The sequence below is a fragment of the Streptomyces sp. NPDC059994 genome (assembly GCF_042737755.1).
Taxonomy (GTDB): domain Bacteria; phylum Actinomycetota; class Actinomycetes; order Streptomycetales; family Streptomycetaceae; genus Streptomyces.
In genome coordinates this window covers 57,405-74,095 of sequence record NZ_JBHWUR010000020.1, presented here as the reverse complement: position 1 = coordinate 74,095, position 16,691 = coordinate 57,405, and the positions used below count along the sequence as shown (strand labels likewise).

Here is a 16,691-nt window from a genome sequence, read left to right as displayed (position 1 = left end):
GATCGTCAGATCGGAACCCTCAAGGACCCTGCAAACGGCCCGTCGAACCGGCCCGTCGAACCGGCCCGTCGAACCGGCCCGTCGAACCGGCCCGTCGAACCCGCCCGTCGAACCCGCCCCGAACCAGACCTGCGAGCCGGCCCTGCGACCCCTCACAAACCCCGGTACTTGGGCGTCCTGCGCTCCACGAAGCTCGCCACGCCCTCCTGGGCGTCCCGCGTCGCCATGTTGATCTCCTGGGCCGCCGCCTCCGCCGCGAACGCGGTCGTACGGTCGGTGTCCAGGGACGCGTTCACCAGCTGCTTGGCGAGGGCGAGCGAGCGGGTCGGGCCCGCCGCGAGGCGCTCCGCCCACTCCCGTGCCACGGCGGGCAGTTCGCCGTCCGGCACCACCCGGTTGACCAGCCCCAGGCGCTCGGCGTCCGCCGCCGCCACCGCGTCCCCGAAGAACATCAGCTCCTTGGCGCGCTGCGGCCCCACAAGCCGGGGCAGCAGATACGCGCCCCCGCCGTCCGGGACGAGCCCGCGCCGTACGAACACCTCGATGAACCGGGCCGACTCGGCGGCGAGCACCAGGTCGCAGGCGAACGCCAGATGCGCGCCGATGCCCGCCGCCGTGCCGTTGACGGCGGCGATCACCGGCTTCTCGCAGTCCAGCACGGCCGCGACGAGCCGCTGGGCGCCGAGGCGGATGGTGCGGGCCACGTCACCGGCGACCCGCTCACCGGCCACCGCGCCGCCCCTGAGGTCGGCGCCCGCGCAGAACCCCTTCCCGGTCGCGGTGATCACGACGGCCCGGACGGCCGGGTCGGCGCTCGCCCCGTCGAGGAGCGCGATGATCCGCTCCCGCTGCTCCCAGGTCACCGCGTTCATGGCCTCGGGCCGGTCGAGCGTGATCCACGAGACCCCGCTGTCAGTGGTGTGGCGTACCGTCTCCGCAAGGGGACGGAGTCCCCCCGAAGCAGCAGGGCTCATGAGCACACCACCAGCGCGTCCAGCGCCACCGCGCCCTGACCGCGCTCCAGCACCATCAGCGGGTTGATGTCCAGCTCCGCGAGCTCGCCGCCGAGTTCGAGGGCCATCCGCTGCACCCGCAGCACCACCTCCACCAGCGCGTCCACATCGACCGGCGGCCCGCCCCGTACACCCGCCAGGAGCGCCCGGCCGCGCAGCTCGCCGAGCATGTCGCGGGCCTGCTCCTCGCCGAACGGCGGTACGCGCACGGCCGCGTCGCCCAGGACCTCCACCAGGACCCCGCCCAGGCCGACGGTCACGGTCGGCCCGAACAGGGCGTCGTGGGTGACGCCGACGACCATCTCCACACCCCGCGCGACCATCTGGCAGACGAGCACGCCGTCCAGCTCGACGCCCTCGTACCGGGCGATGTCGGTGAGCTCGCGGTAGGCGTCCCGCACCTGGCTCGCCGAGGTCAACCCGACCTTGACCAGGCCGAGTTCGGTCTTGTGAGCGAGCCGGGTGCCCGATGCCTTCATCACCACCGGGTAGCCGACCTGGCCCGCCGCCCGCACGGCCGCGGCGGCGCTGGTCACCAGCTGCTCGCGCGGCACCCGGATCCCGTACGCCCGCAGCAGCTGCTTCGCCGCGTGCTCGCTCAGCTGCTGGCCCGGCCGCATCAGCGCCTGGGCCTTGCGGAACGACGGCGAGGGAACGCGCGGCGCCTCGTCGAAGGGTGAGCGGTAGGAGGAGGTGAACCGGTGGTGGGCCAGGTAGGCGCGGACGGCGCCTATGCAGTTGGAGAAGGTACGGAAGGTGGCGACCCGGGAGGAGCCGAGCAGCGTCTCGCGGTAGGCGGCCTCGGTGCCGACCGGCGACCCCCACACCACGCACACCAGCTTGCCGGTGTGCTCCGCCGCCTCCACCAGGTCCCGCGCCAGCTGGTCGCTCATGGGAGGGAACGGCCCGGTGATCGGGCAGATCAGGACGCCGACGGCGGGGTCGTCGAGGATCGCGTCGATGATCTTCCGTCCGCGCCAGTCGCCCACCGGGTGGCCGCCGTTGTCCACGGGGTTGGCCACATTCAGATACGGCGGGATCCACTCGTGCAGCTCGGCCTGCTTGGCGTCGGAGAGCGTGGGCAGGGTGAGTCCCGCCGCCGTCGCCAGGTCCGCGAAGTGGGCGCCGGTGCCGCCCGAGATCGAGTAGACGACGACCCCGTCGGCCACCGGCGGGCGGGCCCGCGCCAGCAGGGCCGAGGTGTCCTGGAGCTCGTCGAGCCCGTTGACGCGGATCACCCCGTACTGCCGCATCGCCGCGTCGACCACCTGGTCCGCGCCGGTCAGCTTGCCGGTGTGGGAGGCGGCGGTGCGCGCTCCGGTCTCGGTGCGGCCGACCTTGACCGCCACCACGGGCACCCGCGCCCGCGCCGCCCGGTCGGCGGCGAGCAGGAAGGAGCGCCCGTCCTTGAGCCCCTCCAGATAGCAGGCGATGGCCCCGACCTCGGGGCGCTCGGCGAAGTACGAGATGAAGTCGGCGGTCTCCAGGTCGGCCTCGTTGCCGGTGGGCGCCCAGTGGGAGAGGCGGATGCCCAGCTCCTGGAGGGCGAACAGGGGGCGGCCCTGGTGGCCGGACTGGGTGATCAGGGCGATCGCGGGCCCCTCCAGGTCGTCCCGGAAGCGCTCGAAGGCGTTGAGGTTGGTGTTGGGGCCGAGCAGCCGCACCCCCGAGCGCTGTACGGCGGCGGCGAGCCGCTCCTGGGCGGCGGCGCCGTCCTCGCCGGTCTCGGCGAAGCCGGCGGCGAAGGCGACCGCGAACTTCACCTTTCCCTCGGCCAGTTCGTCGATGAGGGGGAGCGGGTCACCGACAAGCAGCACCGCCAGGTCCACCTGCTCGGGCAGGTCCGCGACGGACGCGCAGCAGGGCAGGCCGAAGACGGAGTCCCGGGTGGGGTGCACGGGGTGGACGCGGGCGCCCACCCGCTCGGCCCAGGCGATCAGCTGGCGGGTGATCCCCGTGTTGGGGCGCCCCTCGGCGTCGGAGGCGCCGACGACGGCCAGCGACTCGGGCCGGAAGAACCGGTCGAGGTCGGGTACGGGCGCGTACAGTGGCCGGCCGCTGACGTCCAGATCGCCCTCGGCTGCGGCGGTGCCGTGGACGGCGCCGGGCCGGGGCTGCTCGCCGCAGGCGACCACCCGTGCGCGGAAGTCGGTCGTGAGGGTGCCGTGAGTCGATCCAAGCATCGTTCCGCCCGCTCCTGGTCGATGGCCAACATGGCTGTTGCGCAACTGGCTGGTAACTGACGCATAGTCAGATTACAGACCTGACGACCAGTCAGGAACCGTCGTGCGGGCAAAGGCTCACCGAAGGCTCCGGGACATGCGGAGGTCCGGCCGAGTACGTTTCCCGTACCCGCCCGGGGGGCGCCTACCCGTCACCATTGCGCCAACTACGGCGTGCGCGGGTGGTGGTGGAGGGGCGTATCAGTGACGGGGCCCATCGGCCTCAGTGGCGCGCGACCGCCTTGGCGATCTTCCCGGCGTCGATGGCCAGCTCGCGGAACATGCCGCTGATGGGGTTGGTGAACCCGGTGAAATAGAGGCCGGGGGCGGTGGGCGCGGTGTGGCCGCCGTGGACGGTGGGGCGGCCCCGGCTGTCGAGCACGCCCAGCTCCCCGACCAGGCCCTCCAGGGCCCGCCGGTAGCCCGTGGCCGCGATGACGGCCTCGGGCGAGATACGGGTGCCGTCGGCCAGGACGACCTTCGCGCCCTCGAACGAGTCGAGTGCCGCGACCGGCTCCACCCGCCCCGACTGCACGGCCGCGATCAGACCCACGTCCTGTACGGGGATGGCGCCTTCGCGTACGCGCGCGTAGAGGCCGGTCTCCGGCCTGGGCAGCCCCTTGTCGGAGAGGTCGGGCACGCTGAGGCGGGCCACGGCCCCGGCCGCCCGGTCCACCAGCGGCACCGGCAGCCGCCGCACCAGGATGCCGGAGGCCTGGGCGGGCCAGCCGGCGGTCGAGCGGCGCAGGATGTGCGGCGCGGTGCGCACGGCGAGCCGCACCCGTCCGGCCCCGCCCTCGACCAGGTCGACGGCGATCTCCGCGCCGGTGTTCCCACTGCCGACCACGAGGACGTCCTTGCCCGCGTACGGGGCCGGGTTCCGGTACTGCCCGGCGTGCAGCAGGGTGCCGGTGTACGCGTCGGCGCCGGGCCACTCGGGAAGGTACGGGGTGTGGTTGTACCCGGTCGCCACCACGACCGCCCGCCCGGTCAGCCGCCGCCCGCCGGTCGCGTGCAGCAGCCAGCTGTCCCCCTCGGCGCGCTCGACCCGCGAGACCTCGACGCCGGTGACGATCTCCAGCTCGTGGACCTGTGCGTACTTCTCCAGATACCGCACGACGTCGGCCCGGGCGACCCAGCGACCGAACGAACGGGGCATCCTGAGCCCCGGCAGCGCGGACAGGCGCCGGGTGGTGTGCAGCCGCAGCCGGTCGTAGTGGTGGCGCCAGGAGTCCCCGACGGCATCGGCCTTCTCCAGTACGACGGCCCGTACGCCCCGGCCGCGCAGCGCGGCAGCGACGGCGAGCCCGCCGGGGCCGGCGCCGATGACGTAGACAGGGCGGGTGGGGTCGTTGGTGGCCATGGGAACCGAGCGTAACGACGCAGCCACTTGATGGGTCTCGGTCAAGACCTGAATCGGTTACGAATCGATTACGCTCCGGAGTTTGCCGGGGTGGGTGGTGCCGGGCCTCTTGCGTGGGACGACACGGTCCGCTGAACTGACGTACCGTCAGAATCGGTTGGGCCGATCGGCCGATCGGTTGGACCGGTTGGACCTGTTGGATCTGTCGATGAGGGGGCCTGCGGATGGACTCGGTCTGGCTCAGCGGCGCCGAGTGGGTCGCCGTCCTGCGGATCGGCCTGGGCCTGTGGTGGCTGGAGAGCTGGCGCCACAAGGACAAGAAGGCCTGGTTCGAGCGCGGCACCGGCATCGCCTGGGCGGCGGACGTGGCCGCGAAGCACCGCTGGGAGGCGGTCCGCAGCGGCTTCGCGGTCGTGGTGAAGCCCCGGCCCCGGACGATGGCGTACGTGGTGGTGTACGCGGAACTGGCCCTGGGCCTGGGCCTGGTGGCGGGCCTGCTCACGCCGGTTGCGCTGATGGGCGGCCTGGTCCTGAACCTGCTCTACCTGATCCTCATGATCCACGACTGGGCCGAGCAGGGGCAGAACGCGATGATGGCCCTGGTCTCGCTGGTCGCGCTCTTCGCGATGTCGTGGCAGACGTGGTCGCTTGATCATGCGATCGGGTGGTTCTGATGACGCGTCCTGATGCGGCGAGGCCGGCTGCCGGGGCCCTTGGCGCAGCCGCGCCTCCCGATGCCGCGACCCCTGAGATCGATGCCTTCACGCGCGCGTACTGGGACGCGGCCGCCGAGGGCCGCCTCCTGATCCGCCGCTGCGGGGCGTGCGGGCGGGCACATCACTATCCGCGCGAGTTCTGCCCGTACTGCTGGAGCGAGGACGTGACCTGGGAGCAGGCGAGTGGCCGGGCCTCGCTCTACACCTGGTCGGTGGTCCACCGCAACGACCTGCCCCCGTTCGGCGCCCGGGTCCCGTACACGGCGGCGGTGGTGGACCTGGCGGAGGGCCCGCGCATGATGACGGAGGTGGTGGGGTGCGGGGAGGAGCGGCTGCGGATCGGGTTGGAACTGGTGGTGGATTTCAGGGGCGGGGAGGTGGCGGTGCCGGTGTTCCGGGCGGCGACCTCGTAGGGGCGCGGGGGTGGTGGCGGGACCGGCGTTCCGGGGTGCTTGTTCAGGGGGGGGGGGGGGAGTGGCAGGACCGGCGTTCCGGGGTGCTTGTTCAGGGGGCGCGGGGCTGTGACATTCGCGGCTCCACCGTGTGGGCGCGATCAGCCCCCACCGGCCCGCAGGTAAACATGGGGCCAGGGGGGGCGCGGGGCTGTGACATTCGCGGCTCCGCCGTGTGGGCGCGATCAGACCCCACCGGCCCGCAGCCGAACGACGACCCCTACGGCCACAGCAACTCCCGCACCCACACCGCCCCCTCGCGGCGGTACCGCAACCGAACATGCCGCCGCCGCGCGTCCCCCTGAAAGAACTCGACCTCCACGGGGTCAAGGACGTACAGCGTCCAGGTGGGCACGGGGGCATCCGGCGAGGCCGCAGCCCGCGCCCAGGCGCTCTCCGACGCGACCGCGAGCTCCGGGACGGACCCCAGCACCTCGCTCTGGTGCCCGACGAGGGCGGCGGCAAGCGCCCCGGTCGACCGGGCATGCAGATCGGCCTGGGCGGCCTCAACGCCCGCCGGGGCCACCGAACCGCGTACCCGTACCTGACGCCCCACGGCGGGCCAGTAGAACCCGAGCGCGGCCGACGGACAGGCGGCGAGCTGGCGCCCCTTCGCGCTGGTGGAGTGCGACCCGAAGCGCCACCCACCCGCATCGGCCCCGTGCAGCATCAACGTACGAACGTCGGGCCGCCCTTCACCGTCCACAGTCGCGAGCGTCATCGTGTGCGGCTCGGCCTGTCCCGCGCGCCCCGCGTGCATCAGCCACTCCTGGAAGAGTGGTACGGGCTCGTCGGGCGCGGCCTCCGGGTCGAAGTGCGGCAGCTCGACGTCCCAGACGCGCAGGGTGAGCAGATACTCCTGGAATTCCATGCGCAGATTGTCGCCCGGCACCCGGCACCCGGCACCCGGCGCGCTCACGCCCTCCGCGCGAGCCACTCCTCACGCGTCAGGGCGTACTCGACGTCCCCGTGCTCATCGCCCTCGACGGAGTAGGGCCACTCCTCGAAGTACGTGCGTACGTATGTGAGCCCGCACGTCTCCATGACGTGCCGGGACCGGTCGTTCACGTACATCGTGTTGCCGGTGATGCGCGCGTAACCCAGCTCCCCGAACCCCTTCTCGATGAGCGCGAGCGCGCCCTCGCGCGCGTACCCCTTCCCCCAGGCCGCCCTCCGCAGCCGGTACCCGAGGTCCGCGTGGTCCGGCGGGGCGTTGAGCCCGGGGCGCAGACAGTGCCACCCGATGAACTCGCCGGTGTCGCGCAGATGCGTCGCCCAGAAGCCCTTGTCCCCCGGCAGCATCCGCGCGAACGACTCGGCCCGGATCTCGTCCCGGGTCATGGGGCGGCCCCCGGTGAGGTACCGCATGACCTCCGGGTCGCTGTCGAGCTCGACGACGAGGTCGAGGTCGGCGTCGGTGTCGGTGAAGGGGCGGAGGGTGAGGCGGTCGGTGGTCAGGAAGGGGGGTGGTGTGGGCATGGGGGTGATTGTCGGGGGGTGGGGGCGCGAGGGCTACTGGATTAACGGCTCTTCCCCGCTCGAAGCGAACCACGAACGAATGGTGGCATCCCGCGCCAAAAGGCCTTTCTTGGAAGTCAATCTCGGGGTGCGAAGAGAGATGGAAGTGGAACGTTCTATTCCAGCTCAAATGTTGATCAACTCATTTCATATTCCAAACTCTCTCCCCTACGGTTCAGGCCATGCCCGGGGAATCCGGTCACGCCAGTCCTTACTGGGTTCGACTGTCTAGGTGAATGGTAAACATTTATGCGTAAGTTTTCGAAAATTCGCGCTGCGATGGTCATGGCGTCGGTGCCGGTGATCCTGGCGGCCGTCTCCACCCCCGCCTCGGCCTAGGAAGACATTGTCTGGCGCAACAAGGCAACGGGTGGTTGTCTCAGGGTCTATAACGACACCGGTATCGACACCGACGCCGGGGCCTGGGTGCACTGCTTCGACCCGCACAAGGCCCTGAGCCCCAAGTGGGACGACTCGCAGAGCAATCTCGAAAACGCGGACGGCGCCTACAAGATCACGACCAGAAACACGTTCTTCTATGGCCGCTGCCTCGCCAGCTGGTACGCCGGTTCCAACGGTAAGGGCAGGGTCTATATCGAGCCCTGTTCCAGCCCGGCAAATTACTACCAGCAGTGGTACGAGAAGTGGACGGGCGACGGCATGCGGCTCGTAAACCGGCAGGCCGGCCTGTGCCTCGACAGTAATGGCGATGGCGAGGTCTACACCCTCCAGTGCAATGGCGGAAATTACCAGGTCTGGCAGTAATTCCCCTCTGGGAACTGGAAATCCGCCCTGGGGCGTGAGGGCTCACTCACGCCCCAGGATCAGCGTTCCCGACGAGCAGAACCAGCCGCCCGTGCCCGAGGCGACGGCGAGCCCGGGGAGGCTGCCGCCGGGTCTGCGCACCTGGCCCGGGCCCGCCTCGCCGCGCAGCTGCCGTACGGCCTCGACGATGAGGAACAGCCCTCGCATGCCGGGATGGCAGGCGGAGAGGCCGCCGCCGTCGGTGTTGACGGGCAGCGCTCCGTCCCTCAGTAGTCGCCCCTTCCCGACGAAGGCGCCCCCTTCCCCCTTCGCGCAGAACCCAAGATCTTCGAGAGTCACGAGGGTCATGTACGTGAAGGCGTCGTAGATCTCCGCGAGGTCGATGTCACAGGGGCGCACTCCGGCCCGCTCGAAGGCGATGCGGCCCGAGACGGCGGCCGGGGAGACGGTGAAGTCGTCCCACTCGGACATCGTGGTGTGGGAGACGGCCATGCCCGAACCCAGCACCCAGACGGGGTCCTTGGCGGTGTCGGGCACGTACTCCTCCGCCGCGAGCAGCACCGCGCAGCCGCCGTCCGAGCGGATGCAGCAGTGCAGCTTGGTGAACGGGTCGGCGATCACCGGCCCGGACAGGACGTCGTCGACGGTGATGGGGTCGCGGAACATCGCGTCGGGGTTGGTCGCGGCGTTGGCGCGCGCCTGCACGGCGATCTCGGCGAGCTGCTCGACGGTGGTGCCGTACTGGTGCATATGGCGGCGTGCGGCCATCGCGTACTTCGAAATGAGGGTGTGGCCGTAAGGAACTTCGAATTGCAGGGGTCCACGCCCGCCGAACGATAGATTCGATGTCCTTCGCCCGGCTTTGATGTCGGCGCGGGCGGTCGAGCCGTAGACGAGGAGTACGGCGTCGGCGTGCCCGGCGGCGATCGCGTCCACGGCGTGGGCGGCCATGACCTCCCAGGTGGCGCCGCCGACGCCGGTCGAGTCGACCCAGGCCGGCTTCAGCCCCAGGTACTCGGCGACTTCGACCGGCGCGAGCGTACCGAGCCCTGCCGAGCCGAACCCGTCGACGACGCTCCGGTCGAGCCCGGAGTCCGCGAGTGCCCTGCGGGCGGCTTGGGCGTGCAGGGCGTACGGGGTCGCGTCGTCGACGCGGCCGGTGTCGGAGAGGGCTGCGCCGACGATGGCGACGCGGCGGGGGTGGGAGCGCGTGTGGGCTGCTGCCATGAATCTGACGGTACATCAGTTTTGAATCCCCACCCCGCCCCTTCCCGAAAGTCCTCGCCGGACGGCTTGGTTGGTGGGGGCGGGATTTGCCTGCGGATGGGTGGGGCTGGTCGCGCCCACGCGGCGGCCGTGGCTCCTACGCTGCCGCCAGGTCCAGGTTCTCGCAGACTTCCTGAATCGTGGGTCGGTCGGCCGGATAGCGGCGCATCATCTCCTTCACCACCGTGCCCAAGGTGCCCGGTAGGTTGATCAGCCGATGGGGCTTGTCCACGATGGCTTGCCGCTGGTCCTTCCGATCGGCGTCGTCCGGGTAGGGGACGTGCCTGCGGCCGGTGGCGGAGATGAACAACGAAGCGCCCAGTGCGTATACGTCCGCCTCTTTCGTGGGCACAGCCGTGCCGCTCGCCAAGACACTCTGTGAGATCTCCGGGGCCTCGTAGTGGACCAGGCAGCCTCGGTACTCGAAGTCGTAGATCTCGGGGATCTCACCACCCTGCGCCAGCCCCAGGTCGATGAGAGCGGTCCTGGCAGGTCCGATGACGAGATGGTTAGGCTGCACGTCGCCATGCACCCAGCCACGTTCGTGCAGGTTGGCCAATGCGGCGGCACACGACAGCGCCTCGCCGATGCTGGGGGCCGCCGGCCCGTTCGCCTGCCGGTGGGGCTCCCACAGGGCATAGAGGGACTGGCCCTCTTGCCATGGCTGAGCGCTCCATGTGCCCTTCTCCCATTCCCCGAACAGAACCTCTTCGGGGTCAATCAGTTGCCGAAGAATGGTGGCTTCACGGGCAGGCGCCAACGCCGTCCATGAGTGTGTCTGGCTGGGGTAGCCCAGTTTGACCGCGGCGCGACCGGTGGGCGTCCGCACATCCCACACCGTGGAGCCACGCCGGTTGGTAACGAGCGTCTGGGACAGGGGCGTTACGGCACCCTGGACATGATCAGGAATCTCGAATGGCCCGTTGCCGGTCATCGACCAGTCCTCTCAATGGCAGGGGCCGACCCCCCGGGCAGAGATCGGCCCCTCAGATCAGGGGAGACTACTAGCGGCTGTGGTAGTCGCGCCCGTCGTCCGAGTCGCCCGTCGGCGGGTTGGGATCGCCGCCGTCGCCGCCGTCGTCGCCGTTGCCGCCACAGAAGGTGGCCTTGCGCTTCAGTGCTTCCCTGAGTGTCACTTTCGTGTCTCCTCATGGTGTCCGGCTGGGGGCTGCCCCCAACCGTCGTGCACTTGCTGACCCGCTCGGTGCGGGCGTCGTGCCCGCCCCTGCCGGAGCCCCTGGGCAAACGGGTGGGTCGGACTCGGCAGGGGCGGAGTCCGGGGCTGGGTCAGGGTGGGGGCGCTGCACATCCGGGCCCCGGTCGGCGCCACCGTCCGTGACTGATGGCACGCCGGGGCCCAGAACACCCCCACGACTTGTCCAGGCACAGGGGAAGGCCCGGATGTTCCTACGAGACGCAGGGGAGCCTTGGGACTACTTCTGAGACGGGGAGCCGCAACCGCGCATCGGCTTGTGCAGCTCAACTGACCGGCAGGCTTCCGCGCAGTTCCCCGTGCCCCCGGGGGGGATGAACCATACGAAGGACTCACTCCGTCCCGCAGGCCAAGTAGGGAACCTTGGTGGCTCAGCCGAGATACGGCCGATCCTGGTGCTCCAGGTAGTGCGTGAGCCGTAGCCGCTGCGTGTGGTGCATGGGCAGCATGTCGAAGTCACCGGGGGAGACGTAGCGCAACTCCGTCGACTCGTCCGACATGGCGAGTTTCCCCCCGACCACGCGGGCCGTGAAGACGACAGCGAACTGCCGGCGGACCTCTCCGTCGCTGTACGCGATGATGTGCCGTGGGTCCGTGTACGTGCCGACCAACCCCGTAATCTCCACGTCCAGGCCCGTCTCTTCCCTGACCTCCCGGACAGCCGTACCGGGCAGCGACTCCCCCAGGTCCATGGCTCCACCGGGAAGCGCCCACAAGTCGTTGTCCCGGCGCCGCTGGAGGAGGACGCGCCCCCGGTCGTCCGTGACGACGGCCGAGGCAGCAACGACCAGGCTGTTGGGCTGCGGTGCGTTCGGGTCGTCGTAGTACTCGGTCCGTGCCATGCGGTCACCCTTCCACGGGTCGGGCCATCTTCCATACGGCGTTGAAGCTCTCCGCGTAGGTGTCGAACATGCCTCGGCTGCTGTTGCGCCGGAGATGCCACACGGGCGCACCATAGGCGTTCACGCCCCATACGTGGGCGTTGACCAGCACCTGGTCGTCAGCGCGGTACACGCTGTTGTAGAGCGTAGTCGCGTGGGTCCGCAGCTCGATGCCGGGTACCTCCAGCAAGGGCCGGTAGTGAATGAGTGCCAGACGGCAGCGGCTCTCGATGCCGTGGCCGAATTTCTCTTCGTGGCCGCGCTGTTGAACGTTTGTACTGTCGGCGTCGCCCAGGGCGATCCGCACTGAGCACCCTTCGGCTGCACGCTCTCCGAGCAAGTCGGTCAGTCGGGGGTAGGCCTCGTGAAGGAACACGGCGGCGTACACCAACACGTCGATCTGCTCCCGTGCTGCCGCAAGGAGATCCACGTACACGGACACCGGCAAGTCCGCCCGCTGGTCGTACAGTGCCACGAGTTCCGGGCTGACGGCTCGTGCGGAACGTGCCTGCCTCAGCGAGGGCCAAAGAGCGTGCACGTCTTCCCCCAGCGTCTCGGCGGCTTTGAGCGCCGTTGCCCGCCGTGGTGTTCGGCCGAGACTGACCCACCGTTCGACGGATTTGGGATCGACTCCCGCAGCCTGGGCCAAGCTTCCGTGCGTCCATCCTCCAGACGCCATGACAGCCCGTAGGTGCTCATTCGACATGGCCGGTCGCTCCCCCAACTCGTGGACACTGCCAGGGACGTTCTACCCGGACCGGGACGTCCCGAAGTGGGAAACGTACGAGGTTCCTCCGTCCTGGCGACCGGCGAGAGGATCACCACACCAAGACGCGAGGGGACGACGAATATGGCCGCTGGCACACACATCAAGGACGAGTACAGCACGTACCCACCCGCCAAGAGCCGGTGCTCCGAATGCGGTGAGAAGTTCAGGCCGCTGGTGCCCGCGCGCCGCTTCCAGCGTGCGGGTGATGGGCCAGCTGTCTTGCTGTACAGGCACTTTGAGTGCGGCGATGAGGCGGCGCAGTGATCCCCATGGACGTGTACAAGCGTGCGTGGGCGGAAGCTGATCACGTGGCCGATCTGTTGCGGGCCGCTCTTGTGCGTGTGGGTGTGCCCGAGGCGGAAGCGGCGCGAGTTCGGGGGCTGGTGACGGGATCGGGGTGCGCGTACGTCGAGCTTGGCGCACTGCGCATGGGCTCTGCGGTGAAGCTGTGCGAGGCGCTGCCGCTCGCACGACACAGCGCGACACCCGTACTACCCGCCGACGCATTCGGCTGACCAGCTTTGGGACTTCGGGAAGGGGTGAGGCAGGGCAAACTGATGTACCGTCAGATTGGCCGCGTCGCGCCCCCGCGCCCCCGCCCCCCGGGAGGAAAGCCGCTCATGGACGCCGACTTCACCCCAGAGCAGCACGAGATCCGCCGCACCCTGCACACCCTGCTCACCAGGCGCTGCGGCCCCGACGAGGTCAAGGCCGCCGTACGGACCGCCGAGGGGTACGACCAGCCCCTGTGGCGGCAGCTCGCCAAGGAGCTGGGGCTTCCGGGGCTCGCGCTCCCCGAGGCGTACGGCGGGGTCGGCTGCGGGCCCGCCGAGCTCGCCCTCGCCTGCGAGGAGACCGGACGCGCCCTCCTGCCGTCCCCGCTCCTCGCCACCGCCGCCCTCGCCGCACCTCTCCTCCTCGCCCTCGGGACCGAGCCGCAGAAGCACGCGTACCTCCCGCGACTGGCGCGCGGCGAGCTCACCGCGACCCTCGCCGTCGCGGGCACCGCCCTCGCCCTGGCGCTCGGTCTGACCGGTGACAACGCCGACGGCGCCTGGGCGGGCGGCGGGCGCGCCGGGGGCGTCCAGGCCCGGCAGGCCGACGGCGAGTGGCGGCTGTACGGCGAGGCCGCCCAGGTCCTCGACGGCCACCGCGCCGACCTCCTCCTCGTCGCCGCCCACACCGGCGGCTTCACCCGCAGCCGCGTCCGGCTCTTCCTCGTGCGAGGAGACGCCGACGGGCTGCACCGGGCCCGGCAGACCACCCTCGACGAGACCCGCAGTCAGGGGAAAGTTCAACTCAGGGAGGTGGTCGGTGAGTTGATGGCGGACGCCGAACCCGTCCCCGCCCTCGCCGCCACCGGCCGCACGGCCGCCGCCGCCCTCGCCGCCGAAGCCGTCGGCGCCGCCGCGCACGTGCTGGAGCGGACCGTCGCGTACGTGAAGGAGCGCGAGCAGTTCGGGCGGCCCATCGGGTCCTTCCAGGCCGTGAAGCACCGCCTCGCGGACCGTTACGTACAGGTGCAGGCCGCCCGCTCCGCCGCCTACTACGCGGCCTGGGACCCGGACGCCGGCGGGCTCGCTCTCGCGCAGGCCCTGGAGGCGCTGCGGAGCGCCGCCGCCGAGGCGATCCAGCTGCACGGCGGCATCGGGTTCACCTGGGAGCACGAGGCCCACCTGTACTTCAAGCGGGCCTCGTCGGACGAGCTGCTCTTCGGCCCCGTACCGCTGCTGCGGGCCCGTGCCGCCGACCGGGCGGGGCTGTTCGGACCGCCCCGTATGCCGGAGACTGCCGCCACGCGCGCGCAGCCGGTCGTACGGTGACCGGCAAGCCGACCGGCAAACGGACCGGCAAACGGACCGGTAAGCCGACCCGCACCCCGCGCGGCGTCCGCCTCGTCCAGAAGGTGTCCTCCACGCGCGCGTTCGCGAAGGTGGCTCCCCATGTCGTCCCCGCCCTGGACCGGGCCGTGCACCGGCTCACCCGGGGCAGGGTGCTGCCGAGCGCGCGGATGCTGCCCGGGGTCGTGCTCACCGCGCGCGGTGCGAAGTCGGGGCTCGCGCGCCGGACCCCGCTCGCCTGTATGCCGGAGGACGCCGGTACGTGGCTGCTCGTCGGGTCCAACTTCGGCCGCCCCGGCCACCCCGCCTGGACCGGCAATCTGCTGGCGCATCCGGACGCCGAGATCAGCTGGAAGGGGCGGGACCTGCCGGTCCGGGCGCGGCTGCTCGCGGAGGAGGAGCGGGCCGTGGCCTGGCGGGCGGCGCTGGCGTTCTGGCCGCCGTACGCCGCGTACCAGGCCCGCGTCGAGCGCGAGATACGGCTCTTCCGGCTGGAGCGGAGGGAGGCCGGGCACGGGAACGCCGGCGGCGGTTCACCTCGATGAACCGCCGCCGGCGTGACAGGACTTGAGGGCGCGTGCCCCGGCAATCGCCGCGTCGGCGCGAGGGCGCCCGCCCCGGCACGTACACCGGAAACGGCCACCGGCACTTCGGCGGATCCGTCTGCTTCTTCTATGTCTTGCGCCTCGTCTGCTCGTCCACTTCGTCTACTTCGTCGGCTTCTTGCCGGTAATGCCCAGATGTACGAGCAGTGCCAGGTTCGGCTTCAGCTCGGCCTGTTTGACGCCCCAGGTCTGGAAGCCCTTCTGGTGCGAGGCGACCGCCGCGAGCATCGCGACGATAGAGCCCGCCATCGCCGCCGGGCTCACGTCCTTGTCGACCTTGCCCTTCGACTGGAGCTCCTTCACCGCGTCCGTAAGGGAGTTGTTCACGGAGTTGAGGATCTTCATGCGGATCTTGTAGAACCGCTTGTCGCCCTCGGCCGCGCCCAGGTCCACCACACGGAGGATCGCGTCGTTCTTGCGCCAGAAGTCGAGGAATCCCTCGACCAGTTCCTCCGCTGTCTGCCAGCCGGCCTTGCCGACCCAGGAGCGGCCTTCGACGAGCGCGGTCAACGCCGCGCCCTCCTTGGCCATTTCCTCCGCGATCTCCAGGACGGCGCCCTCGACGTCCGGGAAGTACTGGTAGAAGGTCGCGGGTGAAGTGCCTGCCTTCCGGGCCACGTCGATGACTTTTACGTCCCGGTACGGCGAGGAGCTGAGCATCTCGCTGAGGCAGTCGAGCAGCTTCTGCCGCGTCGCCTGGCCGCGTCGGCCGGCCACGCGGCCGTCGACGGTGCGTACTTGTCCTGTCATGCCGTCAGCTTACCGAGGGGTGATCGGAGCGCGATTCGGCCGACTGCAAATGGGGGCCGGGGGTTGACGGCGGCGGGGCGCGGGCGGGGAGCGGGGCCCTCCCGCGTCCCGGTGCCGCGCGGCGGCCGGGCGCCCCGCCACCGGACCCGGCGCGGACCCGGCCCGGACCCGGCGCGGACCCGGCCCGGACCCGGCGCGGACCCGGCGCGGACCGGATGTCGAGCGCCCGTCCGCCACTCGAATGGTGTTATCAACAGCCTGTGGACACACTCTGTGGACAACCCGTGCGGGAAAAGGGCGCGGGCGCCTACAGTGGAGGCAAAGCGGATCATTTGTTCTATTTATGGCGCTGCGGGGAGCGGCCGGGGCCGTTAGCTTCACCGCGTAGCGGCACCCCGGGCGGGGCCACTCCAGGAAGGAACCAGGCGCATGGGCGGATTTCCGGAAGGCGCGCCGTGCTGGGCCGACGCGACGCTGTCCGACCTCGCGGCGGGCAAGCGGTTCTACGGCGCACTGATGGGCTGGACCTTCGACGACGACGCCGAGGAGCGGTACGGGTACTACACCAACGCCTTCAGCGGGGGAAAGCGCGTCGCCGCCCTCGTCCCCAAGAGGGACGGCCGGATGCCGACCGCCTGGGGCGTCTACTTCGCGACCCCCGACGCCGCGGGCCTCGCCGTGCGGATCAGGGCGGCGGGCGGCCAGCTGGTGAGGGACCCGATGGAGGTTCCTCCGTACGGGACGATGGCGGTCGCCGCCGACCCCGGCGGCGCGGTCTTCGGCCTCTGGCAGGCCGCTCAGCACACGGGGTTCGAGAAGAGCGGCGAGCCGGGCTCCTTCTGCTGGACCGAGGTGTACACCCGGGACGCGGCCCAGGCCGACCGCTTCTACGAGGCGGTCTTCGGCTTCGAGGGCCGGGACCTGGACGGCACGGACGACGACTTCCGCACTTGGTCACCCGCGGGCTCCGAGCCCGGCCCCGACACGGCCTTCGGCGGCCGCAGCCTCCTGGGGGACACCTTCCCGGCCGAGATGCCCGACCACTTCCTGGTGTACTTCGCGGTGGGGGACTGCGACGCCACGGCCGCGGCCTGCGCCAACCTGGGCGGCCGGGTCACCACCGTGCCGTTCGACATGGCCCACGGACGGATGGCCGTCCTCGCCGACGACCAGGGGGCGAGCTTCGCCATCCTCCAGAAGGACTGACCCGCCCCTCCAGGCGGAACGGGCGGGGGATGTCCGGATCGGGATGAGACATCCCGATCCGTGCTTGGGTTGGCCACCGGGCGCCTCCGGCAGGAAGAATCGGGGTGCCGC

Annotated in this window: 18 protein-coding genes; 7 read left to right on the top strand and 11 right to left on the bottom strand. The window is 70.8% G+C overall.

Annotated features, from left to right (window positions below):
* Positions 1-152 precede the first annotated feature (152 nt).
* The 3 genes from ACFWA7_RS13735 to ACFWA7_RS13725 form a co-directional block, all read right to left on the bottom strand.
* The gene (locus tag ACFWA7_RS13735) at positions 153-974 is read right to left on the bottom strand and encodes an enoyl-CoA hydratase/isomerase family protein (protein ID WP_385542956.1); all 822 of its coding nucleotides are present in this window, start codon (positions 972-974) and stop codon (positions 153-155) included.
* On the bottom strand, positions 971-3,196 hold the full coding sequence (locus tag ACFWA7_RS13730) for an acetate--CoA ligase family protein (RefSeq protein ID WP_385542959.1): 2,226 nt from the start codon (positions 3,194-3,196) through the stop codon (positions 971-973). Before ACFWA7_RS13730 ends, ACFWA7_RS13735 begins: the two co-directional genes overlap by 4 nt.
* Positions 3,197-3,458: 262 nt before the next feature.
* On the bottom strand, positions 3,459-4,598 hold the full coding sequence (locus tag ACFWA7_RS13725; RefSeq protein WP_385542962.1) for a flavin-containing monooxygenase: 1,140 nt from the start codon (positions 4,596-4,598) through the stop codon (positions 3,459-3,461).
* Between the two features lie 224 nt (positions 4,599-4,822).
* On the opposite strand from ACFWA7_RS13725, the gene ACFWA7_RS13720 reads away from it, so the two are divergent.
* Together ACFWA7_RS13720 and ACFWA7_RS13715 are read left to right on the top strand one after the other, a co-directional pair.
* Positions 4,823-5,272 (top strand): DoxX family protein, encoded by a 450-nt coding sequence (locus ACFWA7_RS13720; protein ID WP_385542965.1) that lies wholly within the window; start codon positions 4,823-4,825, stop codon positions 5,270-5,272.
* Entirely contained in the window at positions 5,272-5,727 is a 456-nt protein-coding gene (locus ACFWA7_RS13715; RefSeq protein ID WP_385542968.1) for a Zn-ribbon domain-containing OB-fold protein, read from the top strand. Before ACFWA7_RS13720 ends, ACFWA7_RS13715 begins: the two co-directional genes overlap by 1 nt.
* Before the next feature lie 259 nt (positions 5,728-5,986).
* Here ACFWA7_RS13715 and ACFWA7_RS13710 read toward each other — a convergent pair whose 3' ends face one another.
* Together ACFWA7_RS13710 and ACFWA7_RS13705 are read right to left on the bottom strand one after the other, a co-directional pair.
* The gene (locus ACFWA7_RS13710; protein ID WP_385822943.1) at positions 5,987-6,637 is read right to left on the bottom strand and encodes a pyridoxal 5'-phosphate synthase; all 651 of its coding nucleotides are present in this window, start codon (positions 6,635-6,637) and stop codon (positions 5,987-5,989) included.
* 44 nt (positions 6,638-6,681) lie between these two features.
* On the bottom strand, positions 6,682-7,245 hold the full coding sequence (locus ACFWA7_RS13705) for a GNAT family N-acetyltransferase (protein ID WP_385822941.1): 564 nt from the start codon (positions 7,243-7,245) through the stop codon (positions 6,682-6,684).
* A 465-nt stretch (positions 7,246-7,710) separates the two neighbouring features.
* On the opposite strand from ACFWA7_RS13705, the gene ACFWA7_RS13700 reads away from it, so the two are divergent.
* The gene (locus ACFWA7_RS13700; protein WP_385822939.1) at positions 7,711-8,049 is read left to right on the top strand and encodes a ricin-type beta-trefoil lectin domain protein; all 339 of its coding nucleotides are present in this window, start codon (positions 7,711-7,713) and stop codon (positions 8,047-8,049) included.
* 42 nt (positions 8,050-8,091) lie between these two features.
* Here the strand turns inward: ACFWA7_RS13700 and ACFWA7_RS13695 are convergent, their stop codons facing one another.
* The 5 genes from ACFWA7_RS13695 to ACFWA7_RS13675 all read right to left on the bottom strand — a co-directional run bounded on the left by ACFWA7_RS13695 (position 8,092) and on the right by ACFWA7_RS13675 (position 12,115).
* A complete protein-coding gene (locus ACFWA7_RS13695; protein WP_385542980.1) occupies positions 8,092-9,276 on the bottom strand; it encodes an acetyl-CoA acetyltransferase in 1,185 nt (394 codons plus the stop codon).
* Between the two features lie 136 nt (positions 9,277-9,412).
* Complete coding sequence (locus ACFWA7_RS13690) at positions 9,413-10,249, bottom strand: protein kinase (RefSeq protein WP_385822937.1); 837 nt, start codon at positions 10,247-10,249, stop codon at positions 9,413-9,415.
* A 70-nt stretch (positions 10,250-10,319) separates the two neighbouring features.
* A complete protein-coding gene (locus tag ACFWA7_RS13685; RefSeq protein ID WP_385822934.1) occupies positions 10,320-10,451 on the bottom strand; it encodes a hypothetical protein in 132 nt (43 codons plus the stop codon).
* A 448-nt stretch (positions 10,452-10,899) separates the two neighbouring features.
* On the bottom strand, positions 10,900-11,370 hold the full coding sequence (locus ACFWA7_RS13680; protein ID WP_385822932.1) for an NUDIX domain-containing protein: 471 nt from the start codon (positions 11,368-11,370) through the stop codon (positions 10,900-10,902).
* Between the two features lie 4 nt (positions 11,371-11,374).
* On the bottom strand, positions 11,375-12,115 hold the full coding sequence (locus ACFWA7_RS13675) for an XRE family transcriptional regulator (RefSeq protein ID WP_385822930.1): 741 nt from the start codon (positions 12,113-12,115) through the stop codon (positions 11,375-11,377).
* Positions 12,116-12,447: 332 nt separating this feature from the next.
* On the opposite strand from ACFWA7_RS13675, the gene ACFWA7_RS13670 reads away from it, so the two are divergent.
* From ACFWA7_RS13670 to ACFWA7_RS13660, 3 genes are all read left to right on the top strand, one after another.
* On the top strand, positions 12,448-12,693 hold the full coding sequence (locus tag ACFWA7_RS13670; RefSeq protein ID WP_385822928.1) for a hypothetical protein: 246 nt from the start codon (positions 12,448-12,450) through the stop codon (positions 12,691-12,693).
* Positions 12,694-12,798: 105 nt separating this feature from the next.
* The gene (locus tag ACFWA7_RS13665) at positions 12,799-14,001 is read left to right on the top strand and encodes an acyl-CoA dehydrogenase family protein (protein ID WP_385822926.1); all 1,203 of its coding nucleotides are present in this window, start codon (positions 12,799-12,801) and stop codon (positions 13,999-14,001) included.
* Positions 14,002-14,084: 83 nt separating this feature from the next.
* Positions 14,085-14,564 (top strand): nitroreductase family deazaflavin-dependent oxidoreductase, encoded by a 480-nt coding sequence (locus ACFWA7_RS13660; RefSeq protein WP_385822967.1) that lies wholly within the window; start codon positions 14,085-14,087, stop codon positions 14,562-14,564.
* 162 nt (positions 14,565-14,726) lie between these two features.
* Here the strand turns inward: ACFWA7_RS13660 and ACFWA7_RS13655 are convergent, their stop codons facing one another.
* Positions 14,727-15,374 carry a TetR family transcriptional regulator gene (locus tag ACFWA7_RS13655; protein ID WP_101388803.1) on the bottom strand — a complete coding sequence of 216 codons (648 nt, stop codon included), beginning with the start codon at positions 15,372-15,374 and terminating at the stop codon, positions 14,727-14,729.
* A 429-nt stretch (positions 15,375-15,803) separates the two neighbouring features.
* Here ACFWA7_RS13655 and ACFWA7_RS13650 point away from each other — a divergent pair, with 429 nt between their 5' ends.
* A complete protein-coding gene (locus ACFWA7_RS13650) occupies positions 15,804-16,580 on the top strand; it encodes a VOC family protein (protein ID WP_385548757.1) in 777 nt (258 codons plus the stop codon).
* Positions 16,581-16,691 lie beyond the last annotated feature (111 nt).